This is a genomic window from Trueperaceae bacterium (genome assembly GCA_002707365.1).
GTDB lineage: Bacteria > Deinococcota > Deinococci > Deinococcales > Trueperaceae > UBA6957.
On record PAMQ01000004.1, the window covers coordinates 177,923 to 198,489 of the forward strand.

18 protein-coding genes and 1 riboswitch are annotated in these 20,567 nt (G+C 48.2%); of the genes, 11 read left to right on the forward strand and 7 right to left on the reverse strand.

The window, feature by feature from the left end:
• Positions 1 to 212 precede the first annotated feature (212 nt).
• The gene (locus tag CMO31_01895) at positions 213 to 1,286 is read right to left on the reverse strand and encodes a hypothetical protein (GenBank protein ID MAZ52752.1); all 1,074 of its coding nucleotides are present in this window, start codon (positions 1,284 to 1,286) and stop codon (positions 213 to 215) included.
• A gap of 387 nt (positions 1,287 to 1,673) precedes the next feature.
• Here CMO31_01895 and CMO31_01900 point away from each other — a divergent pair, with 387 nt between their 5' ends.
• From CMO31_01900 to CMO31_01925, 6 genes are all read left to right on the forward strand, one after another.
• The gene (locus CMO31_01900; protein ID MAZ52753.1) at positions 1,674 to 3,035 is read left to right on the forward strand and encodes a hypothetical protein; all 1,362 of its coding nucleotides are present in this window, start codon (positions 1,674 to 1,676) and stop codon (positions 3,033 to 3,035) included.
• A 76-nt stretch (positions 3,036 to 3,111) separates the two neighbouring features.
• Positions 3,112 to 4,143, forward strand: a complete 1,032-nt coding sequence (locus CMO31_01905) for a hypothetical protein (protein MAZ52754.1) — start codon at positions 3,112 to 3,114, stop codon at positions 4,141 to 4,143.
• Positions 4,140 to 4,505: a hypothetical protein gene (locus CMO31_01910; protein MAZ52755.1), complete on the forward strand. Its 366-nt coding sequence runs from the start codon at positions 4,140 to 4,142 to the stop codon at positions 4,503 to 4,505. The genes CMO31_01905 and CMO31_01910 overlap by 4 nt, the downstream gene beginning before the upstream one ends.
• Before the next feature lie 411 nt (positions 4,506 to 4,916).
• Complete coding sequence (locus CMO31_01915) at positions 4,917 to 5,864, forward strand: carbohydrate kinase family protein (protein ID MAZ52756.1); 948 nt, start codon at positions 4,917 to 4,919, stop codon at positions 5,862 to 5,864.
• Positions 5,865 to 6,030: 166 nt separating this feature from the next.
• Complete coding sequence (locus CMO31_01920) at positions 6,031 to 6,864, forward strand: hypothetical protein (GenBank protein MAZ52757.1); 834 nt, start codon at positions 6,031 to 6,033, stop codon at positions 6,862 to 6,864.
• A 99-nt stretch (positions 6,865 to 6,963) separates the two neighbouring features.
• On the forward strand, positions 6,964 to 8,643 hold the full coding sequence (locus CMO31_01925) for an acetolactate synthase (GenBank protein MAZ52758.1): 1,680 nt from the start codon (positions 6,964 to 6,966) through the stop codon (positions 8,641 to 8,643).
• A 132-nt stretch (positions 8,644 to 8,775) separates the two neighbouring features.
• Here CMO31_01925 and CMO31_01930 read toward each other — a convergent pair whose 3' ends face one another.
• From CMO31_01930 to ribD, 4 genes are read right to left on the reverse strand one after another with little or no spacing between them, the layout of a single operon-like run.
• Entirely contained in the window at positions 8,776 to 9,600 is an 825-nt protein-coding gene (locus CMO31_01930; protein MAZ52759.1) for a short-chain dehydrogenase, read from the reverse strand.
• Positions 9,601 to 9,640: 40 nt separating this feature from the next.
• Positions 9,641 to 10,849 carry a bifunctional 3,4-dihydroxy-2-butanone-4-phosphate synthase/GTP cyclohydrolase II gene (locus CMO31_01935; GenBank protein MAZ52760.1) on the reverse strand — a complete coding sequence of 403 codons (1,209 nt, stop codon included), beginning with the start codon at positions 10,847 to 10,849 and terminating at the stop codon, positions 9,641 to 9,643.
• Positions 10,839 to 11,474 (reverse strand): riboflavin synthase, encoded by a 636-nt coding sequence (locus CMO31_01940; protein MAZ52761.1) that lies wholly within the window; start codon positions 11,472 to 11,474, stop codon positions 10,839 to 10,841. The genes CMO31_01935 and CMO31_01940 overlap by 11 nt, the downstream gene beginning before the upstream one ends.
• Positions 11,475 to 11,477: 3 nt before the next feature.
• On the reverse strand, positions 11,478 to 12,581 hold the full coding sequence (gene ribD / locus CMO31_01945) for a riboflavin biosynthesis protein RibD (protein MAZ52762.1): 1,104 nt from the start codon (positions 12,579 to 12,581) through the stop codon (positions 11,478 to 11,480).
• A gap of 108 nt (positions 12,582 to 12,689) precedes the next feature.
• Positions 12,690 to 12,850, reverse strand: a riboswitch (FMN riboswitch).
• Positions 12,851 to 13,045: 195 nt separating this feature from the next.
• Here ribD and CMO31_01950 point away from each other — a divergent pair.
• From CMO31_01950 to CMO31_01960, 3 genes are all read left to right on the forward strand, one after another.
• On the forward strand, positions 13,046 to 14,278 hold the full coding sequence (locus tag CMO31_01950) for an aminopeptidase (protein MAZ52763.1): 1,233 nt from the start codon (positions 13,046 to 13,048) through the stop codon (positions 14,276 to 14,278).
• A gap of 11 nt (positions 14,279 to 14,289) precedes the next feature.
• On the forward strand, positions 14,290 to 16,479 hold the full coding sequence (recQ, locus tag CMO31_01955; protein MAZ52764.1) for a DNA helicase RecQ: 2,190 nt from the start codon (positions 14,290 to 14,292) through the stop codon (positions 16,477 to 16,479).
• A gap of 114 nt (positions 16,480 to 16,593) precedes the next feature.
• On the forward strand, positions 16,594 to 17,193 hold the full coding sequence (locus CMO31_01960) for a 5'-deoxynucleotidase (GenBank protein ID MAZ52765.1): 600 nt from the start codon (positions 16,594 to 16,596) through the stop codon (positions 17,191 to 17,193).
• Positions 17,194 to 17,546: 353 nt separating this feature from the next.
• Here the strand turns inward: CMO31_01960 and CMO31_01965 are convergent, their stop codons facing one another.
• Complete coding sequence (locus tag CMO31_01965) at positions 17,547 to 17,729, reverse strand: hypothetical protein (GenBank protein ID MAZ52766.1); 183 nt, start codon at positions 17,727 to 17,729, stop codon at positions 17,547 to 17,549.
• A gap of 170 nt (positions 17,730 to 17,899) precedes the next feature.
• Here CMO31_01965 and CMO31_01970 point away from each other — a divergent pair, with 170 nt between their 5' ends.
• Both CMO31_01970 and CMO31_01975 read left to right on the forward strand, forming a co-directional pair.
• Positions 17,900 to 18,361, forward strand: a complete 462-nt coding sequence (locus CMO31_01970; GenBank protein MAZ52767.1) for an EVE domain-containing protein — start codon at positions 17,900 to 17,902, stop codon at positions 18,359 to 18,361.
• A 297-nt stretch (positions 18,362 to 18,658) separates the two neighbouring features.
• Positions 18,659 to 19,456 (forward strand): 3-oxoacyl-ACP reductase, encoded by a 798-nt coding sequence (locus CMO31_01975; protein ID MAZ52768.1) that lies wholly within the window; start codon positions 18,659 to 18,661, stop codon positions 19,454 to 19,456.
• A gap of 216 nt (positions 19,457 to 19,672) precedes the next feature.
• Here CMO31_01975 and CMO31_01980 read toward each other — a convergent pair whose 3' ends face one another.
• Entirely contained in the window at positions 19,673 to 20,557 is an 885-nt protein-coding gene (locus CMO31_01980) for a hypothetical protein (protein MAZ52769.1), read from the reverse strand.
• Between the last annotated feature and the right edge of the window lie 10 nt (positions 20,558 to 20,567).

The following is a 20,567-nucleotide window of genomic DNA, read 5'->3' on the forward strand; positions in this document are numbered from 1 at the left end:
TAGCCATAGCTTCGTTTAACTACCCTTAAGTCGGTTTCGCCAGCTCATTAGATTAAATTGATGCGTAACTTTACGACAAATGTTCGGATGAGACCCAAGTTATCTCGTTAATCCGGGTAGGGAATCTACGGCATAATGGCGGTTTGGAGATTAGAAGTAACGATTGTGGGTTCGTTCGACTGAACTAACTAATGAGCTCGGGACGAGGTTAATTATGATTGCGCGAGTTTATCTTCATCAAGTAGTACTCCCAGGCCAGGTTCAGAGGGAGGCTCCATGATCTGTCCATTAGGAAGATACGGTTCAACCAAAAAAGTGTCGTTCATGTCAGAGAAGCCGGCGGGCCAGCGAATATTCGGTGTAGAAGCAGCCAGGTGAGCAGCTGCTGCAGCCATGATGTCGAAGTAAGGAGCGATCGAGATTTCTAGGCCGGCGGCTTCAGCAACAGCAGCCATACGCTTGGCTTGTAGAAGGCCACCGTACTTATGAATCTTGAAATGCAACACATGAGCTCCTTGTGCCCTCGCAATCTCATAGACGGTACGTGGGTTTGTTAACAACTCATCCGCCTGGAGCGGAGTTTTCAATCTTGTGGCTAACGTCGACATTTCGTCGAGGTGGCGAACGGGTTGCTCAAAGATGGCGACACCACCAATTGACTCTATTTGCGTAAGGGTTTGGATGGCTTCGCCAAGTGCATAGCTAGTATTACCATCAAGTTGAAATTGAAGGCCCTCGGGTACTGCAGTTCGTAAACCTGCATACCAATCGAGATCAGCGTGAACCCCAAACCCAATTTTTGTTTTAAACCAGGTCCAACCCTGATCAGCTAGTTCCGCCACTCGCGCTGCGGTCAGCTCGGTACTTTCACGTTCAACGAACGCGTGCAAGGGTGCTCCCTGGCTGCACTGTCCCCCAAGCAACTCGTAAACGGGGACGCCAAGAGCTTTACCCTTGATGTCCCACAGTGCGAACTCAACAGCGGTCATGGCATAAGTAGCTCCCCGAAGGGCCTTGTGCATACGAACAACGAGATCCTCAATAGCAAACGGATTCAAGCCGTCCACCGCCGGCGCCAAATAACGATCGATGGACACCTTAATAGATTCAGCAGTCTCTCCATACCAAGGGGCCGGCGCGACAGTTTGTCCAATTCCGGTGATACCCTCGTCCGTGAACACCTGAGCAATGACCGTTGTAGTGGCAGGCATCTCTCCATAAGCAGTTCGGAGAGCTCGATTTCGCTGAACAGCGACAATGCTAGAGCGAACCCCAGTAATCTTCATGAATTCCCCTGCCTTCCTACCCCGCAGTATAGGCGATCAATCATTAACCTCGAAATTAGAGATAGGATCAAATTAACGTGTGCATGGGTACTTAACAATGACAGGCAATTTATTAATTATTATAGATTCAAGCTCAAGTATCCGGAACACCCCAACAGGCTGACGAGATACACAAAAGTACGAGCTAAATTTAGTGCGTGAAGTTGATTTGTTATGGAGGGGGTTCCCAATTGAGCCTCAGGCATCGATAATGGCCGTCATGCCTTCGCGCCCTAGAATCTTTCATAATCCGAGTGTGAACCCGAATTATGATGACACAGTACTCACAATTCTGTCTCTACGCCAGGTCCACCGACCCGATTTGATGCACGCCTCGTCTGTTGGGCTATGAGTATCCGCGGGACTTTTTTTTCTCGTACCGGCTTAACCCGGAAGATAGCGATTCTAGCCACGCCACTTATATTTCAACAAATGTCTTACACCCTACTCATGGTAGCGGACACCTTTTTCGTCTCGAGAATAAGTACACAAGCTTTAGCTGCAACGGGACTGGCTGGAGTACTGTTTTTCGCAATCGCACTACTCTTTCGAGGACCTGCTAATAGCAGCGTGGTCTTCGTCGGTCGTGCTCACGGAGCAGAAGACGACGAAGCTGTAGGAAAATGGGTTTGGCGCTGCCTAGTCGTGGTGGCAATCATGAGTGCCGTTTCGCTAGCCTTTCCATGGATCTTCCGCTGGGGATTCCCATTCCTAGCACCAAGCGATGAGCCCCAGGTTGCGATCCTAGGGGCAAACTACCTCTTCATCCGTGGTTTTGAACTACCCTTCTTCCTATTTTCTGGCGTGGTCTGGGGATTCATGATTGGACGGGGTGATTCTCGCACTCCCATGATTCTGGCTTGGGTAACAGTACTACTTAACATTATTCTCGATTGGCTTTTAGTACTAGGAAACCTTGGATTTCCCAGATTAGAAGTGACGGGAGCCGCAATAGCCACAGTAATAGCCCACGCTGTTAACGCCGGACTTAGCGCCTTTATCTTATGGGCGCCAGCAATCCGCCGGCGCTACGAAACACATCGCCGGCGCGCCATAAAAAAACGAGATATTTTGCAAGTATTCCGCGTTGGCCTACCAATGGGCCTAGGTGATTTCGTAGAGATCTCCAGCTTTAGCGTTTTTTTCGCCATTATTGGCACTATCTCGACAGGGGCTCTGGCTGCTAATCAGATAGCACTTCAGTACATGAGCATATCTTTCATGGTTGGCATTGCTTTCTCGATGGCAACCTCAAGCATGGTGGCCCAACAGCTCGGGGCAAAGCGACCCGACCTGGCGCAAGGAGTAGGCTATCGAGGAACTGTTCTTGGCATGATCGCAATGGGAACAATTGGCTTCAGTTTCTTGATTGCTCCAGCGGCGCTAATGAGCTTGTTTACGAGCGATCCAGATGTAATTAAAGCTGGAGTGCAGATTCTACGCTTGATGGCAATATTTCAACTGTTCGATGCAGTCGCCGTAGTGCTGTCCGGAGCGCTGAACGGTTCGGGAGATACTACTTTCACGATGGTGGCGCGAATGGTCATAGGATGGGTGTTGTTCTTACCTCTAGTTACCTTAATAGTATTTGTTTTCGATGGTGGTGTCCGCGATGCTTGGATTGGAGCTCTCTTCTATGGAACCTGCCTAGCCCTGGTATACCTAATACGATTCCGGTCGGGTCGCTGGCAAAAGATCAAAGTACTATGACAATAATTTCTCGAAGATTCCCAAAGTTAACATCAGTCCAGTTTTGGAGCCTATCTAAGAAAATAGGTACCACTTCATGACTAAACTGAGTCCTACGCAGGTTACAACCGGTAGTACGAAGGACCTTTGGCGACTCGGCATACTTCCCATAATGGCGGTAGGAGCTTTCTCTGGTTTATTCGGGATTTACTGGGATATAAGTTGGCATATCGATAAAGGGCGCGATACTTTTTTCTCGCCACCACATAACCTGATCTACCTTTCGATGGGCATCGTGCTAGTTGTTACGCTTCTCGGGTTTTTTCGTGACAGGCAGGCAAGTCGTTTTCACCTCCGGCTAGGGCGAGCTCATCTCCACCCAGGACTCGTCATAACGGCACTCGGCACGTTGCTAGTGCTGGTTTTTGCGCCAGCTGACGAATTATGGCACAGGTGGTTCGGTACGGACTTGACGTTATGGGCCCCCATGCACCTTATAGGCGTCTTGGGCCTGAACATGCTCAGTTTCGGAGGTCTAGTTGGGACCTGGGTAGATCGAAGGCTTACAACAGATCCAGGTCGACAAAAACTCCTTGGTTTTGTCTCCATTTTCTTTGCTGCCACTCTGATTGGCTGGTACGGTGTTCTTCTCGCGGAGTATGAGTTTGTAGTTCCGGCCTTTCCCACATTTTGGCATCCACTATTACTAACTGGTTTACCCGTTTTTGTGCTGGTTTTGATTGCTCGCCTAAACCCTGTTCCTTTTGCAGCAACTTTGGCCGCCACGGGATTCACCTTAATTAGACTTCTTCTCGCAGGTTGGTTAATGATTTCTTCGAGCGTTAACCTTGCTGGCCATTCAAAGCCAGCAATTCCATTCCTCCTTTTAGCAGGAATCGCCGCTGACCTCTTAGTTAAACGATCCCCACTGTGGTTAAGCGGCCTAGTGATCGGATTAACCTGTTTTGTCACTAACTACCTGCTGACATTGATCTCCAGTGTCAACTGGCACCAAGGGGCTTTAGTGTTCGGCTTACCTAGTGGTTTGGTTCTAGCTGTGATGGCCGCTTACTCGGGATCCTGGGTAGCCGAATCCCTCAAACCAAAAACTACAGTAGACGACGCATGAAAAATTTGGCTGCATGCCTGTTGTTCTTGTTAGTAGGAGCTGTCCAGGCTGAACATCCGAACCCATCCTCACTAACCGAAAGCATTCGTTTAGGGAGCCGCGCTGAGGTAACAATTTCTCAGCGACCAGCTGCCCCTTTGATTCTTGAAGTTAGGACTCAGCCCGAAATCACGCGTCATCATGAAATCCTAGCTTTCATGTTCCCCCGTTCGAGTATGTCCAGTGCAGGTTCGGTCCGGCGTGTGATGACCCCAATAGAACCAGGATATTACCGGCTTGAGGTTACGTTGCCTGACAATACTGTTTGGGGGTTCTCGCTTAGATATGGAACAGGTATCAATGTTTATTACGCTTTTCTGTAACAACCTGTAAACACCAACAGCGAAGAAGTGTTGCAGCATAATATTTCTTTTCATGGGGACTTAAGAGAAGGTGTTCCTCCTTTCGTGCAGTCGATTGGATTTGGCGTTTTTGGTCTTCTTCTCGTATTGGTACTTTCTCTCATCGGGGTTGTTCTACGGACATTACGGGCCAAGAGTGACTAATCAACGGGTGGGCTTTATAGATAAGCATACGCAGTAAAAGATGACAACAAATACCTAATCCTTCTCTATAACTTTCTAGGCTGTCAGTGCCCGTCAGGACAGGTTGAGGTTTACTGAGTTCTGAGTGGTCCTACCCAAAACATCGTAAGTAGTTACACTTCCGCTGATTTTGCTAAATAAATGGTATTTGCTCAGGGAATGTTGCTGGACGTGATAAACTTTTGCCGCATGTCGATACCTCTCTTGGTCCTTGGTGATTTTGCTTGGGATGTGATGATTAGAACCAACACCGAGCTCCTCACTGGTGGGGATGCTTTCGGGGAAGTGATGCTCGCTCCGGGTGGAAGTGCTGCTAATGTGGCAGTGTGGGCTCGTCGGTGTGGTCTCGATACTACATTTATTGGCAAGATTGGCAGGGACCGTTTTGGTCAATTAGCGAAGGAGAACTTGCAGAGCGAAAAGGTTCTCGCTAGCTTTGTTGAGACTGACGCGCAACTCACGGGGTCAGTAGCTGTTTGGATTGATGGCAAAGGTGAAAGGTCTATGGTGTCCGGTAAGGGTGCTGATCATTATTTGCTGCCATCTGAACTTCCGAAAGATCTCCTTGGGAAATGTAATCACCTCCACCTCACGGCATGGTCGTTCTTTGCTGATCCGCCCCGTACGGCAGCTAGACAAGCCGCCAAGTTAGCAAAATCGGCAGGTGCTACTATTTCGTTTGATCCAGGTTCCTTCCAGCTTATTCAGGAGATGTGTGTCGATACATTTCTTAGTCATACACGAGACCTAGATATTGACTTGTTCTTGCCTAATAAAGAGGAAGGCGCAGTGTTATCTGGTGAGACTGAACCTGTGGCCATTGCTGAAGTTCTTGCCAAGCTTTATCCGGCATCAATGATCGCCCTAAAGCTCGATGCTCAGGGAGCATTGATTCGGAATGGAAACACAGTCACGTGGATCTCGCCCGCTACTAATCACTTAATCGACGCGACGGGGGCAGGTGACTCGTTTGCAGGTGCTTTCCTTGCTCGTTACCTCCGTGGACAGAATCCCGAGGCAGCAGCTCGCTTTGCGACTCAGATTTCAGCGTGGGTAATTCAGCATTTAGGTGCTAGGTCAGATCCCGATTTAAACCTACGGAAACTTTTAGTTGATCGTAGTAACTCTGATTGCTGAGAAACAAAACGTTTTCGTCACTATCTCAAGTTTTGACTCCAAAGAACTGATTTTTACCTAATGTAGTTAGTACTGGAAATATCCTCTGCGGGAACAAATGTCCGTTTTGGTAACCAAGGTCGGGTAATATTGATGCAAAGTCTCGAACATCTATTGGAGGATCTATATGTATTCCCTTGAAGGAAAGGTTGCATTGGTTACGGGTGCTGCGGGTAAGAACGGTATTGGGCGGGCGATCGCTGTTCGTTTAGCAGAAGAGGGAGCCGATATCATCGTTAATGACCTAATTGAGCGTCCTGGTGGTGAAGCAGACACTTGGGGGGGCTTACCTGCCGTAGTAGAAGAAATAAAGGCTAAAGGTAGGCGGGCATTATCACTGCAGGCCGACATTTCGAATTCGACCCAGGTGCAGTCGATGATTGATCAAGCAATCCAGGTTTTCGGTGGCATAGATATCCTGGTTAATAACGCTGGCGCACCTGCAGGCCGTGATCGAACATTGGTTGTTGACGTTGAAGAAGATGCCTGGGATCTAGTGCAGTCCGTTAATGTTAAGGGTACGTTCCTCTGTTCACAGGCTGTAGCCCGTACGATGATCAAAAGAGACCTTGGTGGCAAAATTATTAACCTGTCGTCGGTTGCTGGAAAACGAGGGGTGGCTAGGTACGCCGCGTATTGCACGTCTAAGTTCGCTGTCCGGGGATTTACTCAGGCTCTGGCTTTGGAATTAGCACCTCACGCGATCACGGTTAATGCCATTTGTCCAGTTCTGGTTGATACCGAACGGGTTGACGATATGGCAGAAGCACTTAAGCCCGAGGGTACCGCGACAACAGCTTATCGAGAGGAATTAGTGTCTCGTACTGAAATGATTGTGCCTCTCGGCCGCATCGCCCAACCAGATGACATTGCTCGTTCAGCAGCGTTTCTTGCATCGGCTGAAGCCGACTACCTCACGGGCCTCTCGCTTTCTGTTTCTGGTGGTTACGTGATGGACTAACTTTCTAGCTATAATTGGCTAAGCAGCTTAAGGGGTAAGAACACGATACTGTTATAGACTCAATCCAGGTCTACACAACCCAGAAGGAGTGAATACACCATGTCCATCATGTCAGGCGGCCGGTTCCTAGCTGAAACCGTGTACGGTCACGGGATTGACCATGTCTTTTTCGTCCCATACATTGCGCCAAGGGCCTTAATGGAAATGGAGAAGCTTGGCATAAAGCGCGTACAAGCACATGGTGAGAAGGCTGCAGCCTACATGGCTGATGGATACGCCAGGATCCGTCGTGGCCCTGGGATCTGCATGGCCCAATCCGTGGGGGCCGTGAATCTCTCTGCAGGACTCCAGGATGCTTTCCTCGCCAGTTCACCTGTTTTAGCGATTACCGGGCGCCAGGTGCAGAAACACCAACACCGACATGCCTATCAGGAGGTTGACCACTCCCGACCTTTTGATGCGGTAACCAAATACAATGTTTTAGTCGATCACCTCGATCAACTTCCATTGTTCCTCCGTCAGGCTTTCCGTGAGGCCACAACTGGTACACCTGGACCAGTTCATCTTGACTTCGCTGGTTTCTTAGGGCAGGAGATAGCTGATCGTGAGGCAGACTTACAAGTCGTCATTGAGCCGGACTTTTCACAATTACCTCCTTTTAGGCCAAAAGCAGAAGCTTCTAAAGTGCGCGAAGCTGTCCGGTTGCTACGCGAGGCCGCAAGGCCAGTAATAGTTGCAGGCGGTGGTGTCACGGCTTCAGATGCAGGGTCAGAGTTAGTGGAGTTAGTCGAGAAGTTAAAAATCCCGGTAGCAACCTCGTTAAATGCAAAGGACCAAATTCGTTACGATCACCCGCTCTTGGTGGGTGTTTGTGGACAGTATTCAAGAGAGTGTGCCAATCGGGCAGTAGCTGAATCAGATCTTGTCTTCTTCATCGGTAGTCAAGCCGGTGGCATGGTCACAAACGACTACACAATTCCGCCCTCAGGCACTCGTGTTATGCAACTCGACATCAACGCCTCGGAGTTAGGTCGAAACTTTCCACTCACTCTGGGACTACAAGGTGACGTCAGAGCATCTTTGAAGAGCATGATTGATGAAGCCGAGCCAGTTACTCAAAGGGACCCCTGGATTAATCGTATACAGGCATTGGTGAGTGAATGGCGTCAAGGGGTTGCCCCTGAAGTGGAGTCTAACCGGGAACCGATGATGCCGCAGCAGCTTTGCGGGGAGCTCACTGAGTACTTACCCGAAGACGCAATCCTTGTTTCAGATACTGGTCACTCAGGTATTTGGACAGGAACCATGGTGGACCTGAAATACCCGGAACAGAGATATATACGATGCGCTGGATCGCTCGGTTGGGGACTACCCGCCGCGATTGGAGCCAAGGCTGCTGCTCCGGAACGACCGGTAATGTGTTTTACAGGTGATGGGGGTATCTGGTGGCATTTATCTGAATTAGAATCTGCTTTGAAGGCAGGTATCCCAACTGTGACAGTTATCAATAACAATCATTCACTTAACCAAGAGCAGGGCGGTGTCGAAAGTACCTATGGAGGTAGGACGACTGGTTCAGATGAACTTTGGTTATTCCCGGAAACTGACTTCGCTGGAATAGCTAAGTCGATGGGTTGTTTTGGGGTCACTGTTAATAAGCCGAGTGAGCTACCCACTGCGCTTGATCAGGCTTTTGCGGATGGTAGACCTGCAGTGGTTGATGTAAAAACTCACCTTGAGGGTATAGCACCCAGAGCGTGGGCACCACCAGAAAAATAACCTAGATTATTGCCTTCAAGGTTGAAGTCACCGAGTGTAAATCATATAAGGCAGCATTTACCTGGCTCTTTTATTTGTAATTACAACACGACTTAATCATTTTGAGCTTGCGAAGGAACCCACCCTGTGGTGTTAGTCGTCCGTGTCCTCCCCAAAGCCAAGATGATGGCGCATTGCTAAGGGAGTAGCCGCTAGGAGACCACCATCGACAGTGAGAGTTTGGCCGGATACGTAGCGGGATTCTTCGCTTGCGAAGTAAACACCAGCCCAAGCTATATCCCAGGCGTTCCCTTCAATTCCGAGTGGTGAACCTAAACGTCTGAGATCGCGCACTTCATCGGAAATATGGCTGACAAATGGAGCATGGATCATGCCGGGGGCAATACAGTTGACCCGGACGCCATCACGTCCGTGGTGCACAGCCATATGACGAGTAAGGTTAATTATTCCTCCCTTGGCAGCCGCGTACGGTGTGTTAGGCCAAACACCTGCAGCTTGACCGTCTATCGATGAAATGTTGATTATCGAGCCACCTCCACAACCAATCATTTTTGGGATGGCGTGTTTGCTGGTCAGCATTACACTCTTGAGGTTTACCTTAATAGCAAGGTCCCATTGGTCTTCGTCTACATCAACAACCGTTCCCCCACTCCCTAATCCAACGTTGTTAAACAAGACGTGAAGGCCACCAAAAAGGTTTACAGCTGTTTCAACCATTTCTTTGCAGGATGCGTTATCAGTAACGTCTGCCTTGAATGCAGAAGCGGTACCGCCTTCTTCTTCAATGGTTGCTACTGTTTCGTTGGCATTGTTTAAATCACGATCAGCAACTAGTACGGTAGCGCCGTGCTGCGCCATAAGAATTGCAGTGGCTTGCCCAGTGCCGACTAGTTCGCCCCTACTCCCACCGCCAGTCACTATGGCTACTTTTCCTTTCAGCCGTTCGGGTGTTTTCATGGTAGGACCCTTTCTGGTACTGTGTTCAAGCTATCAAACTTTAGTTCCCTATGTGGCCTAGTTTCTTGCGCTTCGTTTCGAGATAACGTTCGTTGTAAGGATTCTCGCCCACGTGAAGTGGAACCCGTTCAATAATTTCTATACCAAAGCCTTGAAGAGCAGCTATCTTACGAGGATTGTTTGTAAGTAATTTGAGTTTTTTTACGCCGAGATTGTGAAGTATTTGGGCGCCTATGCCGTAATCACGTAGGTCAGCAGGAAAACCTAATTTCTGATTGGCTTCTACAGTGTCATTACCTTGGTCCTGAAGGCCGTAAGCCTTTATCTTGTTTAGTAGACCTATGCCACGGCCTTCCTGGCGTAGGTAGACCAATACGCCCCTTCCTTCATCAGCAATCGCTTTGAGAGCGGCATCGCGCTGGAAGCCGCAATCGCAACGTAAGCTGTGTAAGGCGTCTCCCGTAAGGCACTCCGAATGCATTCTAACTAGTACGGGATGTCCGTCAGTTGTATCGCCAAGAGTCATGGCAAGGTGTTCATTGTTATTCAGTTGATCCTTGTAGCCGTACACTGTGAACTCCGCCCAAGGCGTTGGCATTCGGGCTGAGGCAGCTAGTTTTATGAAGGCGTCAGCGTCGAGTCTATAGGCAATCAGATCAGCAATAGTACCAACTTTTAAGTCGTGTGTTTTGGCAAATTCTAGGATTGCTGGTAAGCGCATCATAGTGCCATCATCATGCATTAATTCGGAAACTGCGGCTGCCGGTTTGAGTCCAGCTAGTCTGCTCAGATCGACGGCTGCCTCAGTGTGCCCCGCGCGTCGTAAGACACCGCCTTCTCGGGCGCGCAATGGGAAGACATGACCGGGACGAGCTAGATCTTCCGCGGTTACTCCGTCACGGACAGTTGTACAGATTGTGGTGGCACGGTCCTTTGCACTTATTCCGGTGTCGACTCCCTCCCGGGCCTCGATTGATACTGTGTAAGCCGTTGATCTCCGTGCGGTGTTGTGTTCGACCATTGGTGGGAGGTCAAGGTCGTCGGCAATAACGTTATCCATGGCAAGGCAAATAACACCACCCGTATAACGTATTGTGAACGCGATGTTTGACTCTTTGGCATGTTCAGCTGCTATGACAATGTCGCCCTCGTTTTCACGATCTTCGTCATCTACAATGATTACGGGTCGACCCACCTTGAGGTCGGAGATGATGGTTTTGATGTTTGCTATACCGGATTTACTCGGCATGAGAAGCCTCTTTCGTTAGGATTAGGCGTTCGACGTATTTCGCTATGGGGTCTGCTTCGAGGTTTACGATTGAGTCTCGCTCTAAGTTGCCAAGCGTTGTCATTTTTAAAGTGTGGGGCACTAGCGATATAGTGAACTCATTACTGTTGAGATCAACACTTGATCCTGCTGGGCCACCAACATCTACTATTGTGAGGCTTACTCCGTCTACGGTAATACTTCCTTTCGGTACAAGGTAGCCAGCTAGTGATTCTGGGCCTTGGACAGTGATTAGGTGCGAAGCTGGTTTGTTTTGAACGTGAAGGATAGTCCCGATCCCTTCGACGTGGCCGGTAACAATGTGGCCACCTAATCGATCTTCAAGGCGGGTGGCCCTCTCAAGATTTACTTGAGCACCTGGTTGCCAATTGGGTGAGGTTTTATGGGTTGTTTCTTTAGATAGTTCGACTTTGAATTCGCCTTCTAGAATTGTTACGACTGTTAGGCAGCAACCTGATACTGCAATTGAGTCCCCTACGGCAAGTCCTTCTAATACTGTTTCTGCTTCAATGTACACCTGAAGTTCGGCGGCCGTAACGCTTGTGCGGGCAACTTTCCCTATCTCTTCCACGATACCAGTGAACACGATTCACCTCACTCCCTTCGTTGATCTTGGCAGCTTTTTACAACGACCCATGATGAGCAGGTCTTCACCGATTATCTCTGTGTGAATGTCAAGAGGAATAGCCTGATCCATTTGAGTAATTCCTAAGCCTCCAAGAGGACTTGCTCCACCGCCACCAAGAAGCTTTGGCCCAATGAACCAGGCTACTCGATCTACAGATTCTGCTTGGAAAAATGACCAAGCAAGCGTACCTCCACCTTCGAGCAGGAGACTACTTACGCCAAGCTCTAGAAGCGTAGTTAGGGCGAAGGTTACGTCAGGACGCCCCTGTTGTTCTGGTGCTTCTATTACTTTTGCACCAACTTTACGCAGGACATCTACGCGCTCTGTTGAGGCTTTTGCTGTGACGAAAATAATCACCTGGGCACTCTTGTTGTTCTCATCGGGATCAAACAAGTGAGCATTGGGCGGCGTTCGGGCTATGGAGTCAAAAATCACTTTTATTGGTGTGCGTCTACCAGCTCCTCGAGCGGTTAACAGGGGATCGTCAAGCAGAACCGTGTTTATTCCGACGGCTATAGAATCTAATTCACTTCTCCACGCTTGGGCTCGATCGCGGGCTGCTTCACCAGTGATCCATCTGGACTGTCCCGTTCGGGTAGCAATTTTACCATCGAGAGTCATTGCTGTTTTGTACAAAACAAAAGGACGAGACTCGAGTTGGTTTGTCCGAAAAACCTCATTTTGGGATTCTGCTTCTTCGCTTAAAATCCCGGTTAGAACTTCCACCCCTGATTCCCTAAGGCGATTTATGCCTTTGCCGTTAACCTGGGGATTTGGATCCATTGCAGCTACTACTACTCGCTGTATACCAGCCTTGATTAACGCTTCGGTGCAGGGTGGCGTCCGACCTTGGTGATTACAGGGTTCGAGAGACACGTAGGCGGTGGCTCCGGTGGCTTCTGGTCCAGCCAGCCTGAGTGCCAGGATTTCTGCGTGATCTTGGCCAGCTTCTTCGTGCCAGGCTTCTCCAATAATTCGTTCGTTCTTAACTACGACACAGCCAACCATGGGGTTAGGGGCAACAGATTCGCGGCCGCGCTCTGCCAGTTCTATGGCTCGTGCCATGAAAAACTCGTGACTACACAAGTTTATGGCCTGCCCTTTCTTTCACTTCACTTATCTTTTGTATGGCTATCACACCACGCCTGGCGGGACATTTGTACCGCCAAGGCTCACCTCCTTCTGTCATCCGGACTTTAACCGTCGGTGCCGGATTTGCGCCGGCTCGGGTCGCGCTTAAACTGCGACTTCGCGGACTTGATCTCGAGGTTAATTTATTCATCTTTTCGAGATTTACCGCCGGTCGGGAATTTCACCCTGCCCCGAAGGATATTCGTTTTTAGTAGGCAGGTTTCACCTACGCGTTCCCAGTATACGAATTCCACCTACTGAGTTTGTAAGTTAAACATACTAAATCGTTGGTCGTTCAAATAAATATGTGCTACTGGGGGCATTAGTTCTACTGTTCAAACCTTGGCGGTAACGGTCGGTGGCCTTTGCAGTCTAATGCCAGGGTACTATAACTTCTCATGGGTTCTGATTTTGATCAGCGGTTAGGTCGGTATGGGGAGCTTGCGGTACGAGTGGGCGTTAATCTTCAGCCGGGTCAGCGTTTGGTTATACGTTCGCCGGTAGAAGCAGCCTCTTTAACGCGTAGGATTGCGGAGCAAGCATACAAGGTAGGAGCTAGTTTTGTTGATGTCACGTGGCGAGATGATCATGTTCTTCTTGCAAGGTACTTGCATTCTGATGAAGATAATCTTGATGCTTACTCGGACTGGCGGGCTGACTCTGCTATGGAGGGTGCCGAGCGTGGAGATGCCTTAATTTCAGTTGTAGCTGAGGATCCGGCCCTATTTGCGGATGTAGACCCAGCTCGTATTGCTCGTGTACTCAAGGTAGGGCGGGAGCATCTCATGCCTTTTACTAGGCTGACCATGGCTCATGCTTTTCGTTGGTGTGTTGTGTCGTCTGCGGTACCCGCTTGGGCTGCCAGAGTTTTTCCTGGGGACACCGACACGGCTGAAGAGCGCCTTTGGGATGAAATATTCAAGATGGTTAGAGTAGATCAGCCTGGGCATATTGAAGCTTTCGAAAGACATATAGATGTTTTAGCTGAACGCCGGAAGTACCTAACGGAAGCTAGTTTCAGAGAACTCCATTTTCGTGGTCCTGGTACCGACCTTACGGTTGGTCTGCCGGAGGGTCATCTCTGGTGTGGTGGAGCGGTATTCGCCTCGGATGGTGTGCGGTCTGTACCTAACCTTCCTACTGAGGAGGTCTTTACTTCACCTCATCGTGAAAGAGTGAATGGAATTCTAAGAGCGAGTCGGCCTTTGGCTTATAACGGTCAGCTTATTGAAGACATCGAGCTGACTTTTAAGGGTGGAAAAATTATTAACGCTAAGGCGAGTCGCGGTGATGAGGCGTTAAACAAAATCATTGATACTGATGATGGTGCTCGCCGACTTGGGGAGGTAGCATTAGTGCCCTGCTCAAGTCCAATACATCGCTCAGGCCTTTTGTTCTACAACACTTTGTTCGATGAGAATGCGGCTAGCCACTTAGCCTTGGGTAGCAGTTATCGGACTACAATTGAAGGCGGCCGTTCCATGACTGATGAGGAGGCAACAAGGGCAGGGCTTAATAGTAGCCTGCAGCACGTGGATTTTATGATTGGGTCACCTGAGATGGATTTGTGCGGCATTTCAAAGAATGGTTCCCGAGAGCCTTTGATGCGATCAGGAGAGTGGGTTGAGTAACTGTGAGGTCGATTCCCGACCTAGTGCGTGCTTCGCAAATTCTTAAAGAAGTTTTTGGTTTCGATTCTTTTCGAGATATACAACAAGAAATAGTAGGTCATGTAAGTGCCGGTGGCGATGCGTTGGTACTGATGCCTACTGGTGGTGGAAAATCCCTGTGTTACCAGATTCCGGCAATGTTGAGGCCGGGTGTTGGAGTCGTGATTTCTCCCTTAATCGCTCTAATGAAAGATCAGGTAGATGCTCTTCGACAGGTAGGTGTTCGAGCTTCTTATTTAAATTCGACACTGGCTTTGTCTGAGGCTAAGCACGTGGAACGAAATCTCATTGATGGTGAACTAGATCTGCTCTATGTTGCTCCAGAGCGCCTTCTAACCGATCGTTTTTTGGGATTACTAGAAAAGGCGAGCGTATCGTTGTTCGCAATTGATGAAGCGCATTGTGTTTCCCAATGGGGTCATGATTTTCGACGTGAGTACCTGGGGCTTGGTGTCCTTGGGGATCGGTTTCCTGGGGTTCCTCGAGTTGCACTCACAGCTACCGCTGATGATGTTACACGGCGCGAAATAATCGAGAAGTTGAATCTTGATACTGCCGAGCGGTTTATCGCAAGTTTCGACCGGCCAAACATTCACTATCGTGTTTTAGATAAGCAGAATGCCCGCCAGCAGCTGCTTCGCTTCTATCAGAATGAGCACCAAGGCCAGTCCGGAATTGTTTATTGCCTCTCACGTCGCAGTGTGGATGAGACAGTGATTTGGCTGCAGCGACATGATGTCAAAGCGGTGCCTTACCACGCTGGTCTTAACGGCGAGACGCGCAGGTGTAACCAAGAGCGCTTTTTGCAAGAGGAGGGCCTAATTGTGGTTGCAACCATCGCTTTCGGTATGGGAATTGATAAGCCGGACGTTAGATTTGTTGCTCATCTTGACGCTCCGCGGAGCCTTGAGAGTTATTACCAAGAAACGGGTCGTGCAGGTCGCGATGGGTTGCCTGCTAATGCCTTCATGACTTATGGACTTGGTGACGTTGTGACCATGCGCCGGATGTTAGAGAGTTCAGAGGCAGAAGAAGCGTATAAACGAGTTACTCAGCAGAAGCTTAATGCACTCCTTGGTTATTGTGAATCTCCTCGCTGCAGACGGCAGATTTTACTATCGTACTTTGGTGAGGACCTTGAGAAGCCTTGTGGGAATTGTGATACTTGTCTTTCGCCAGTTGAGACTTGGGATGGCACTGTTGCTGTTCAAAAGGTACTTTCAGCTGTTTATCGTACAGGGCAGCGTTTCGGGGCTGGACACGTGATTGATGTTGTTATGGGTAAACCCACTCCTCGTATGGTTCGTTTCGGTCACGACCAGTTAACGACCTTCGGAGTTGGCAAGGAACTAGATGGTCGACAGTGGAGATCCGTGACTCGACAGCTAGTTGCTGCTGGTTATCTCACTACTGATGCTGAGGGGATTGGTTCTCTGAAGCTGACAGAATCCAGTGCCGCAGTACTACGTGGTGAAGTTAAGGTGCAGTTGCGTCGAGATCCAGTTATTACCCCAGCTAAAAGGCAAGTTAAGAAAGCAACCCCGGTCCGTAATGAACTTCAGGGCGAGGTCGAGCAAGGGTTGTACGAAGCACTCCGCAGCTTAAGAAGTGAGCTCGCTCGTGAACAGCAAGTACCACCGTATGTGATTTTTCATGATGTCACACTTCGTCAAATGGCTACCGATCGGTCGAATAGCCTGCTAAAACTCAGTCACGTTACCGGCATAGGCGAGGCAAAGCTAAAACGGTACGGCCCCACTTTTTTAGCAAAGATATTAGAGTATCTCAATAAAACTGCAGAGTTTAAGCTTCCGCCTCCAGAAGAAGAATCTGCTTCTTCCGAGAGCAAATTGGTCAGTACTGATACGGCTAGCAAGACCCTAGAATTAAGGCTCGCAGGCTATTCACTTGAACAGATTGCCGAGGAGAGAAACATAAAGGTCCGCACGGTAGAAGGTCACATTTCTGAACTTGTGTATAGAAATGATTTGACTGCTCGAGAGGCATGTGGGCTTATAAATCACCAGATTGAGGAAATATTGCGAGCTCGTGAGGCTTTGCCCCAGGATTTACGCGGAAAGCTACGACCTTTGTTCGAGGTGCTTGAGGAACGATACAGTTATTTGCAATTGAAGTGTGCATTAGCCACTCTTACGCCTTAGAAAATGGCTAGGGCGTTAGGAGTTCAGTGGTTTAAGAGTTTTGTATGTAGTTTTAATTTAGTCTCTAGTGTGGTCTCGATTGACATAAAAGCAATAATACCTTAATATTTAAGTATGTTTGCTGAAAAGGTGTCTCCAGCTGTGGAAGCGCCGTTCTTTGCGTTTCTAGCTCGCCTTAGATTTATTCGGCGGTGGGGGTTAATGCACGTTAGTGAATCAGAAAACGTCTTAGAGCATAGTCTGCTTGTAGCTTTCGTGGCTCACGCTCTTGCAACAATACGGAAGCAGATTTTCGGAAAAGAAGCTGATCCAGAGCGGGTGGCTGTTATAGCAATGTTTCATGATGCAAGCGAAGTTATTACTGGGGATGTAGCAACACCGGTTAAGCAATTTAGTGATTCAACTAGACTCGCATTTGCTGAACTTGAGACTTACGCTAATTCCGAACTGTTAAGCATGCTACCCAGTGAACTCGTGGGTGAGTACCAACCGCTTTTGGGAGCTAATGATTCGGAAGCTAAACTAGTAAAAATTGCTGATAAGCTTTGTGCTTACATTAAGTGCGCACAGGAAATAGCTAATGGAAATTGCGAGTTTCAATCGGCCTTCAATGCCATTTCTCAAGAACTTGAGGAACTGCAATCAGTTGAAGCGAAATACTTCCTCGATGTCTTTGGCAGTAGTTTTCTTAGACCTCTAGACGAATTGAGGTGATGTGATGAGTTCCGTTTTAGCTGCTGGAATGTTGTTCCTCTTCGTAATTCTTGTTGGGGGTACTTTTGTTTTCTTGTCAGATTTTCTTGAGCAGAGCAGGAAGTTTTAAAGATTAATATGCGGTTCTAGGAGTCACGAGTCTCAAGAAACGTTGAGCGTGTTTGCTGCACAGGTTACGAAAATTTCCGCTGTCCTGTTTATACAAAATTCAGTGGTAGTTTGATTTGAGACAATCGACTTAAGAGACTAGGGTAGAGTCCGGGTGAAAAGCATCAATTAATTCTGGTTATGTTGCTAGCAGAGTTATTAATCAACCAATAGCAGCAGACTAACCCAAGCCTAAAACTGATGGATTACCTTAACTTCAGGCTGTCCAGAATCTCTACTGGTGGTGTTTCTGCAGCGAGGTACCAATAATTTCGAGTCACACTGCTTTTTTCGGCAACATCGTGTTGTGGTAGTTGTGGCGAGTGAGTTAAACGTGCTTGGTCTACGTTATTGTCGGTTTGTAGTCTTAAAGCGAGGTTCTCTCCCATTATTCCCCCTGTAGTCAAATAAACGATGGTCAGGTGAAGGGATTCTTGCGTCTGAAACACAATAACGACGTGAGAATCTTCACTTGTGGTTTGTTGACATGACAAACAAATAGGTCGTTAATGGATGAGAGATTTGATTAATTCTGGGCCTGAAACTGATAGTATTAGGTATGCGCTACTGGTTATTTAAGAACGAGCCGGATCATTACTCTTATTCTGACCTAGCAGCTGAACGCGACTGCCCGGTCATGTGGCAGAAGCATGTTCGAAATCATCAAGCTAAGAATTTCATTAAAGAGATTGAACTTGGTGACATTGTGGTTGTTTACCATTCGAGCACTAAGATTCCTGCAGCTATAGGATTGGCAGAGGTGAAGTCCGCACCTTATCCAGATCCTGCCCAATTTTCTTCTGGACACAAGTACGAAGATCCGAAGTCCTCAGTTGATGACCCTAGGTGGTGGACTGTAGACGTTGAAGCAATTAGGGAGTTAGAGCGGCCGGTATCGATATCAGAATTCCGGGCGGATGAAGTTCTTCAAGAAACAAAACTCGTAAAGAACTCTCGTCTTAGTATTTCGCCTCTAACAAAAGATCAATATGACCGTGTGTTGGTTTTAAGTAGTTCATAACCATTTTTATAGATAGTCTTTTCATGGGATGGCTCGCATGAAACCGGTGAAAAGAACATTCGGTAATCTCCTTACATATAAATTAATACCTGGTTAAGATTTAGGCATGAAGTTTAGATTGCGACTAACGTGGTGATGTAGCTAAATGGTGAGTTGTTCCAGCGCTAAATATGCTTTGCATGTTACGGCAAAAGTTAGATGGTCAATAACAATTTGGAGGGAAGCTTAGGGAAGGGTTTTGAAGATAAAAGTTCCAATGGTGGAATGCGATCGATTTAGGTGTTGGGGGTGATTTGATTGGTTGGGCGTCTTGCGGGCAAGGTGGCAGTGGTGGTTGGGGCAGGTTCGAGTGGACCAGGTTGGGGTAACGGAAAAGCTACGGCTGTTCTGTTTGCGAGAGAAGGAGCTCGTGTTGTATGTGCTGATATTGATGAAGAAGCAGCTGCAGTTACCACTAGTTTGATTTGTGCAGAAGGAGGGGAAGCGGTCACGCTTCGAGTTGACGCTACTGATCAGGAAGACATTAAACATATGGTCGAAACCGCGGTTGATGTTTATGGCGGTATTGATGTTCTAGATAATAATCTGGGTGTTGTCGAGTCAGGTGGAGTAATTGATTTTCCTGAAGAGGATTGGGACCGAGTTATGTCGGTCAATCTAAAGTCTTTTTACCTAAGTATGAAGCACGTTATTCCCGTAATGATTAATGGTGGTGGCGGATCGATTGTAAACATTTCTTCGATCGCGGCAATCCGTTGGACAGGAGTGCCTTACTCAAGCTATTACGCCAGTAAAGCAGCAATCCTTCAACTGACCAAATCTACTGCTGTGGAGTTCGCTTCTAAATCGGTGCGCGTTAATGCTGTGTTGCCTGGCCTTATGAAAACTCCTATGGTGGAGCGCTCTGAAAGTTTAGCAGTCGCTTTTGGAAAGGGCGATGTTGAGGCTATGTGGAAACAGCGAGAAGCACAGGTTCCTTTAGGTCACATGGGTGATGCTTGGGACGTAGCGCATGCTGCATTGTTTCTCGCTAGTGACGAGGCACGCTACATTACTGGCCTTGAGCTTGTGGTTGATGGTGGTGTTACTCTTTAACCGGGTTTCAGGTGCGACCTGTTACTCTTGAGTCTCCGGAAACTTCTACCTGCTCACTTAACTTCTGCAACCCCATATTCAGAATAACATCACAGTCTTCTTGGTCCGAAAATCTTGGGGCCGACGATTAACGCCAATAACATTTATAGGTCTTTTCCTGGCACAAGCCTATTGACATCTCTAGTATTTCCATATGTTCGTATTATTGTTAGCGGTTTAGCAGCTGACGTCTTTACCCTCATTACCAAAAGTGGCAAGGCGTTCCTCTTCGCTTATGGAAGGTGAGTTTGATGCCTTGTAGTGAAATTGCAGGGCACGACGCCGCAGGTTAGAGCGGTTAGCTGGTGTGCCGTGGTGCATAAGGCCATGGAAGAAAAGGCAGCCTCCTGGTTTCAAAGGGACAGCTACAGCACCATTGTTATTAATATCGGTATCGCAAATCTGCCAGTCTCGTCGCTTGAAATGGGTTACGGGTCCCTGATTATGTGATCCTGGAATTACCACCATGCAGCCGTTACGGACGGTAGCTTCGTCGAGCGCAATCCAGACTCCCACAACCACGGTAGAGAGAGGAACCTTAAAGTACGCTAAATCTTGGTGCCAAGGTTTCTCTCTACCGGTTAGCGGGGGTTTGAGAAGCGCCATGTCTTGAAACATTGTCAATTCCTCAGCGTCGATTAGCTTTCGTAAGGCACTAAGCAGTTTAGGGTGTTCAGTCATGGCTTTCGTTCTGGGGTCGTAATCAGCGAAAAAGAAAAGTTTACGTGCGTAGGAATGCCGTTCCAAAAGACTTAGTTCATCTGGTTGTTTTTGCATTGAATTCTCGTACTGCAAGCCTTTGAATTCAGGGTTGTTCCCATTAATAAGGTCAGTTATCCCCGCTAGGCCATCTGCTATTTCTTCGCGTGTGAAAGCGTCATGAACTACGAGGTAGCCTTCCTGATGGAAAAACCGGATATCGTTTTCGGCGACCTTATCAAGACCATGAATTTCGGATTTTGCAGTGTCAGTGTAACGATAAAGATCCTCCGGGTACTTGCCTCCCGCAGCAACGTCAACGGTTGCGGCGTTACCCACAAGATCTTTACTGGATCCTGCCATATTTAACCTC

What these genes read in the sequence shown, in the direction of transcription:
- CMO31_01895 (MAZ52752.1), bottom strand. Translation starts at nt 1,286, where the DNA reads ATGAAGATTACTGGGGTTCGCTCTAGCATTGTCGCTGTTCAGCGAAAT.
- CMO31_01900 (MAZ52753.1), top strand. Translation starts at nt 1,674, where the DNA reads ATGAGTATCCGCGGGACTTTTTTTTCTCGTACCGGCTTAACCCGGAAG.
- CMO31_01905 (MAZ52754.1), top strand. Translation starts at nt 3,112, where the DNA reads ATGACTAAACTGAGTCCTACGCAGGTTACAACCGGTAGTACGAAGGAC.
- CMO31_01910 (MAZ52755.1), top strand. Translation starts at nt 4,140, where the DNA reads ATGAAAAATTTGGCTGCATGCCTGTTGTTCTTGTTAGTAGGAGCTGTC.
- CMO31_01915 (MAZ52756.1), top strand. Translation starts at nt 4,917, where the DNA reads ATGTCGATACCTCTCTTGGTCCTTGGTGATTTTGCTTGGGATGTGATG.
- CMO31_01920 (MAZ52757.1), top strand. Translation starts at nt 6,031, where the DNA reads ATGTATTCCCTTGAAGGAAAGGTTGCATTGGTTACGGGTGCTGCGGGT.
- CMO31_01925 (MAZ52758.1), top strand. Translation starts at nt 6,964, where the DNA reads ATGTCCATCATGTCAGGCGGCCGGTTCCTAGCTGAAACCGTGTACGGT.
- CMO31_01930 (MAZ52759.1), bottom strand. Translation starts at nt 9,600, where the DNA reads ATGAAAACACCCGAACGGCTGAAAGGAAAAGTAGCCATAGTGACTGGC.
- CMO31_01935 (MAZ52760.1), bottom strand. Translation starts at nt 10,849, where the DNA reads ATGCCGAGTAAATCCGGTATAGCAAACATCAAAACCATCATCTCCGAC.
- ribD (MAZ52762.1), bottom strand. Translation starts at nt 12,581, where the DNA reads ATGGCACGAGCCATAGAACTGGCAGAGCGCGGCCGCGAATCTGTTGCC.
- CMO31_01950 (MAZ52763.1), top strand. Translation starts at nt 13,046, where the DNA reads ATGGGTTCTGATTTTGATCAGCGGTTAGGTCGGTATGGGGAGCTTGCG.
- CMO31_01960 (MAZ52765.1), top strand. Translation starts at nt 16,594, where the DNA reads ATGTTTGCTGAAAAGGTGTCTCCAGCTGTGGAAGCGCCGTTCTTTGCG.
- CMO31_01965 (MAZ52766.1), bottom strand. Translation starts at nt 17,729, where the DNA reads ATGGGAGAGAACCTCGCTTTAAGACTACAAACCGACAATAACGTAGAC.
- CMO31_01970 (MAZ52767.1), top strand. Translation starts at nt 17,900, where the DNA reads ATGCGCTACTGGTTATTTAAGAACGAGCCGGATCATTACTCTTATTCT.
- CMO31_01980 (MAZ52769.1), bottom strand. Translation starts at nt 20,557, where the DNA reads ATGGCAGGATCCAGTAAAGATCTTGTGGGTAACGCCGCAACCGTTGAC.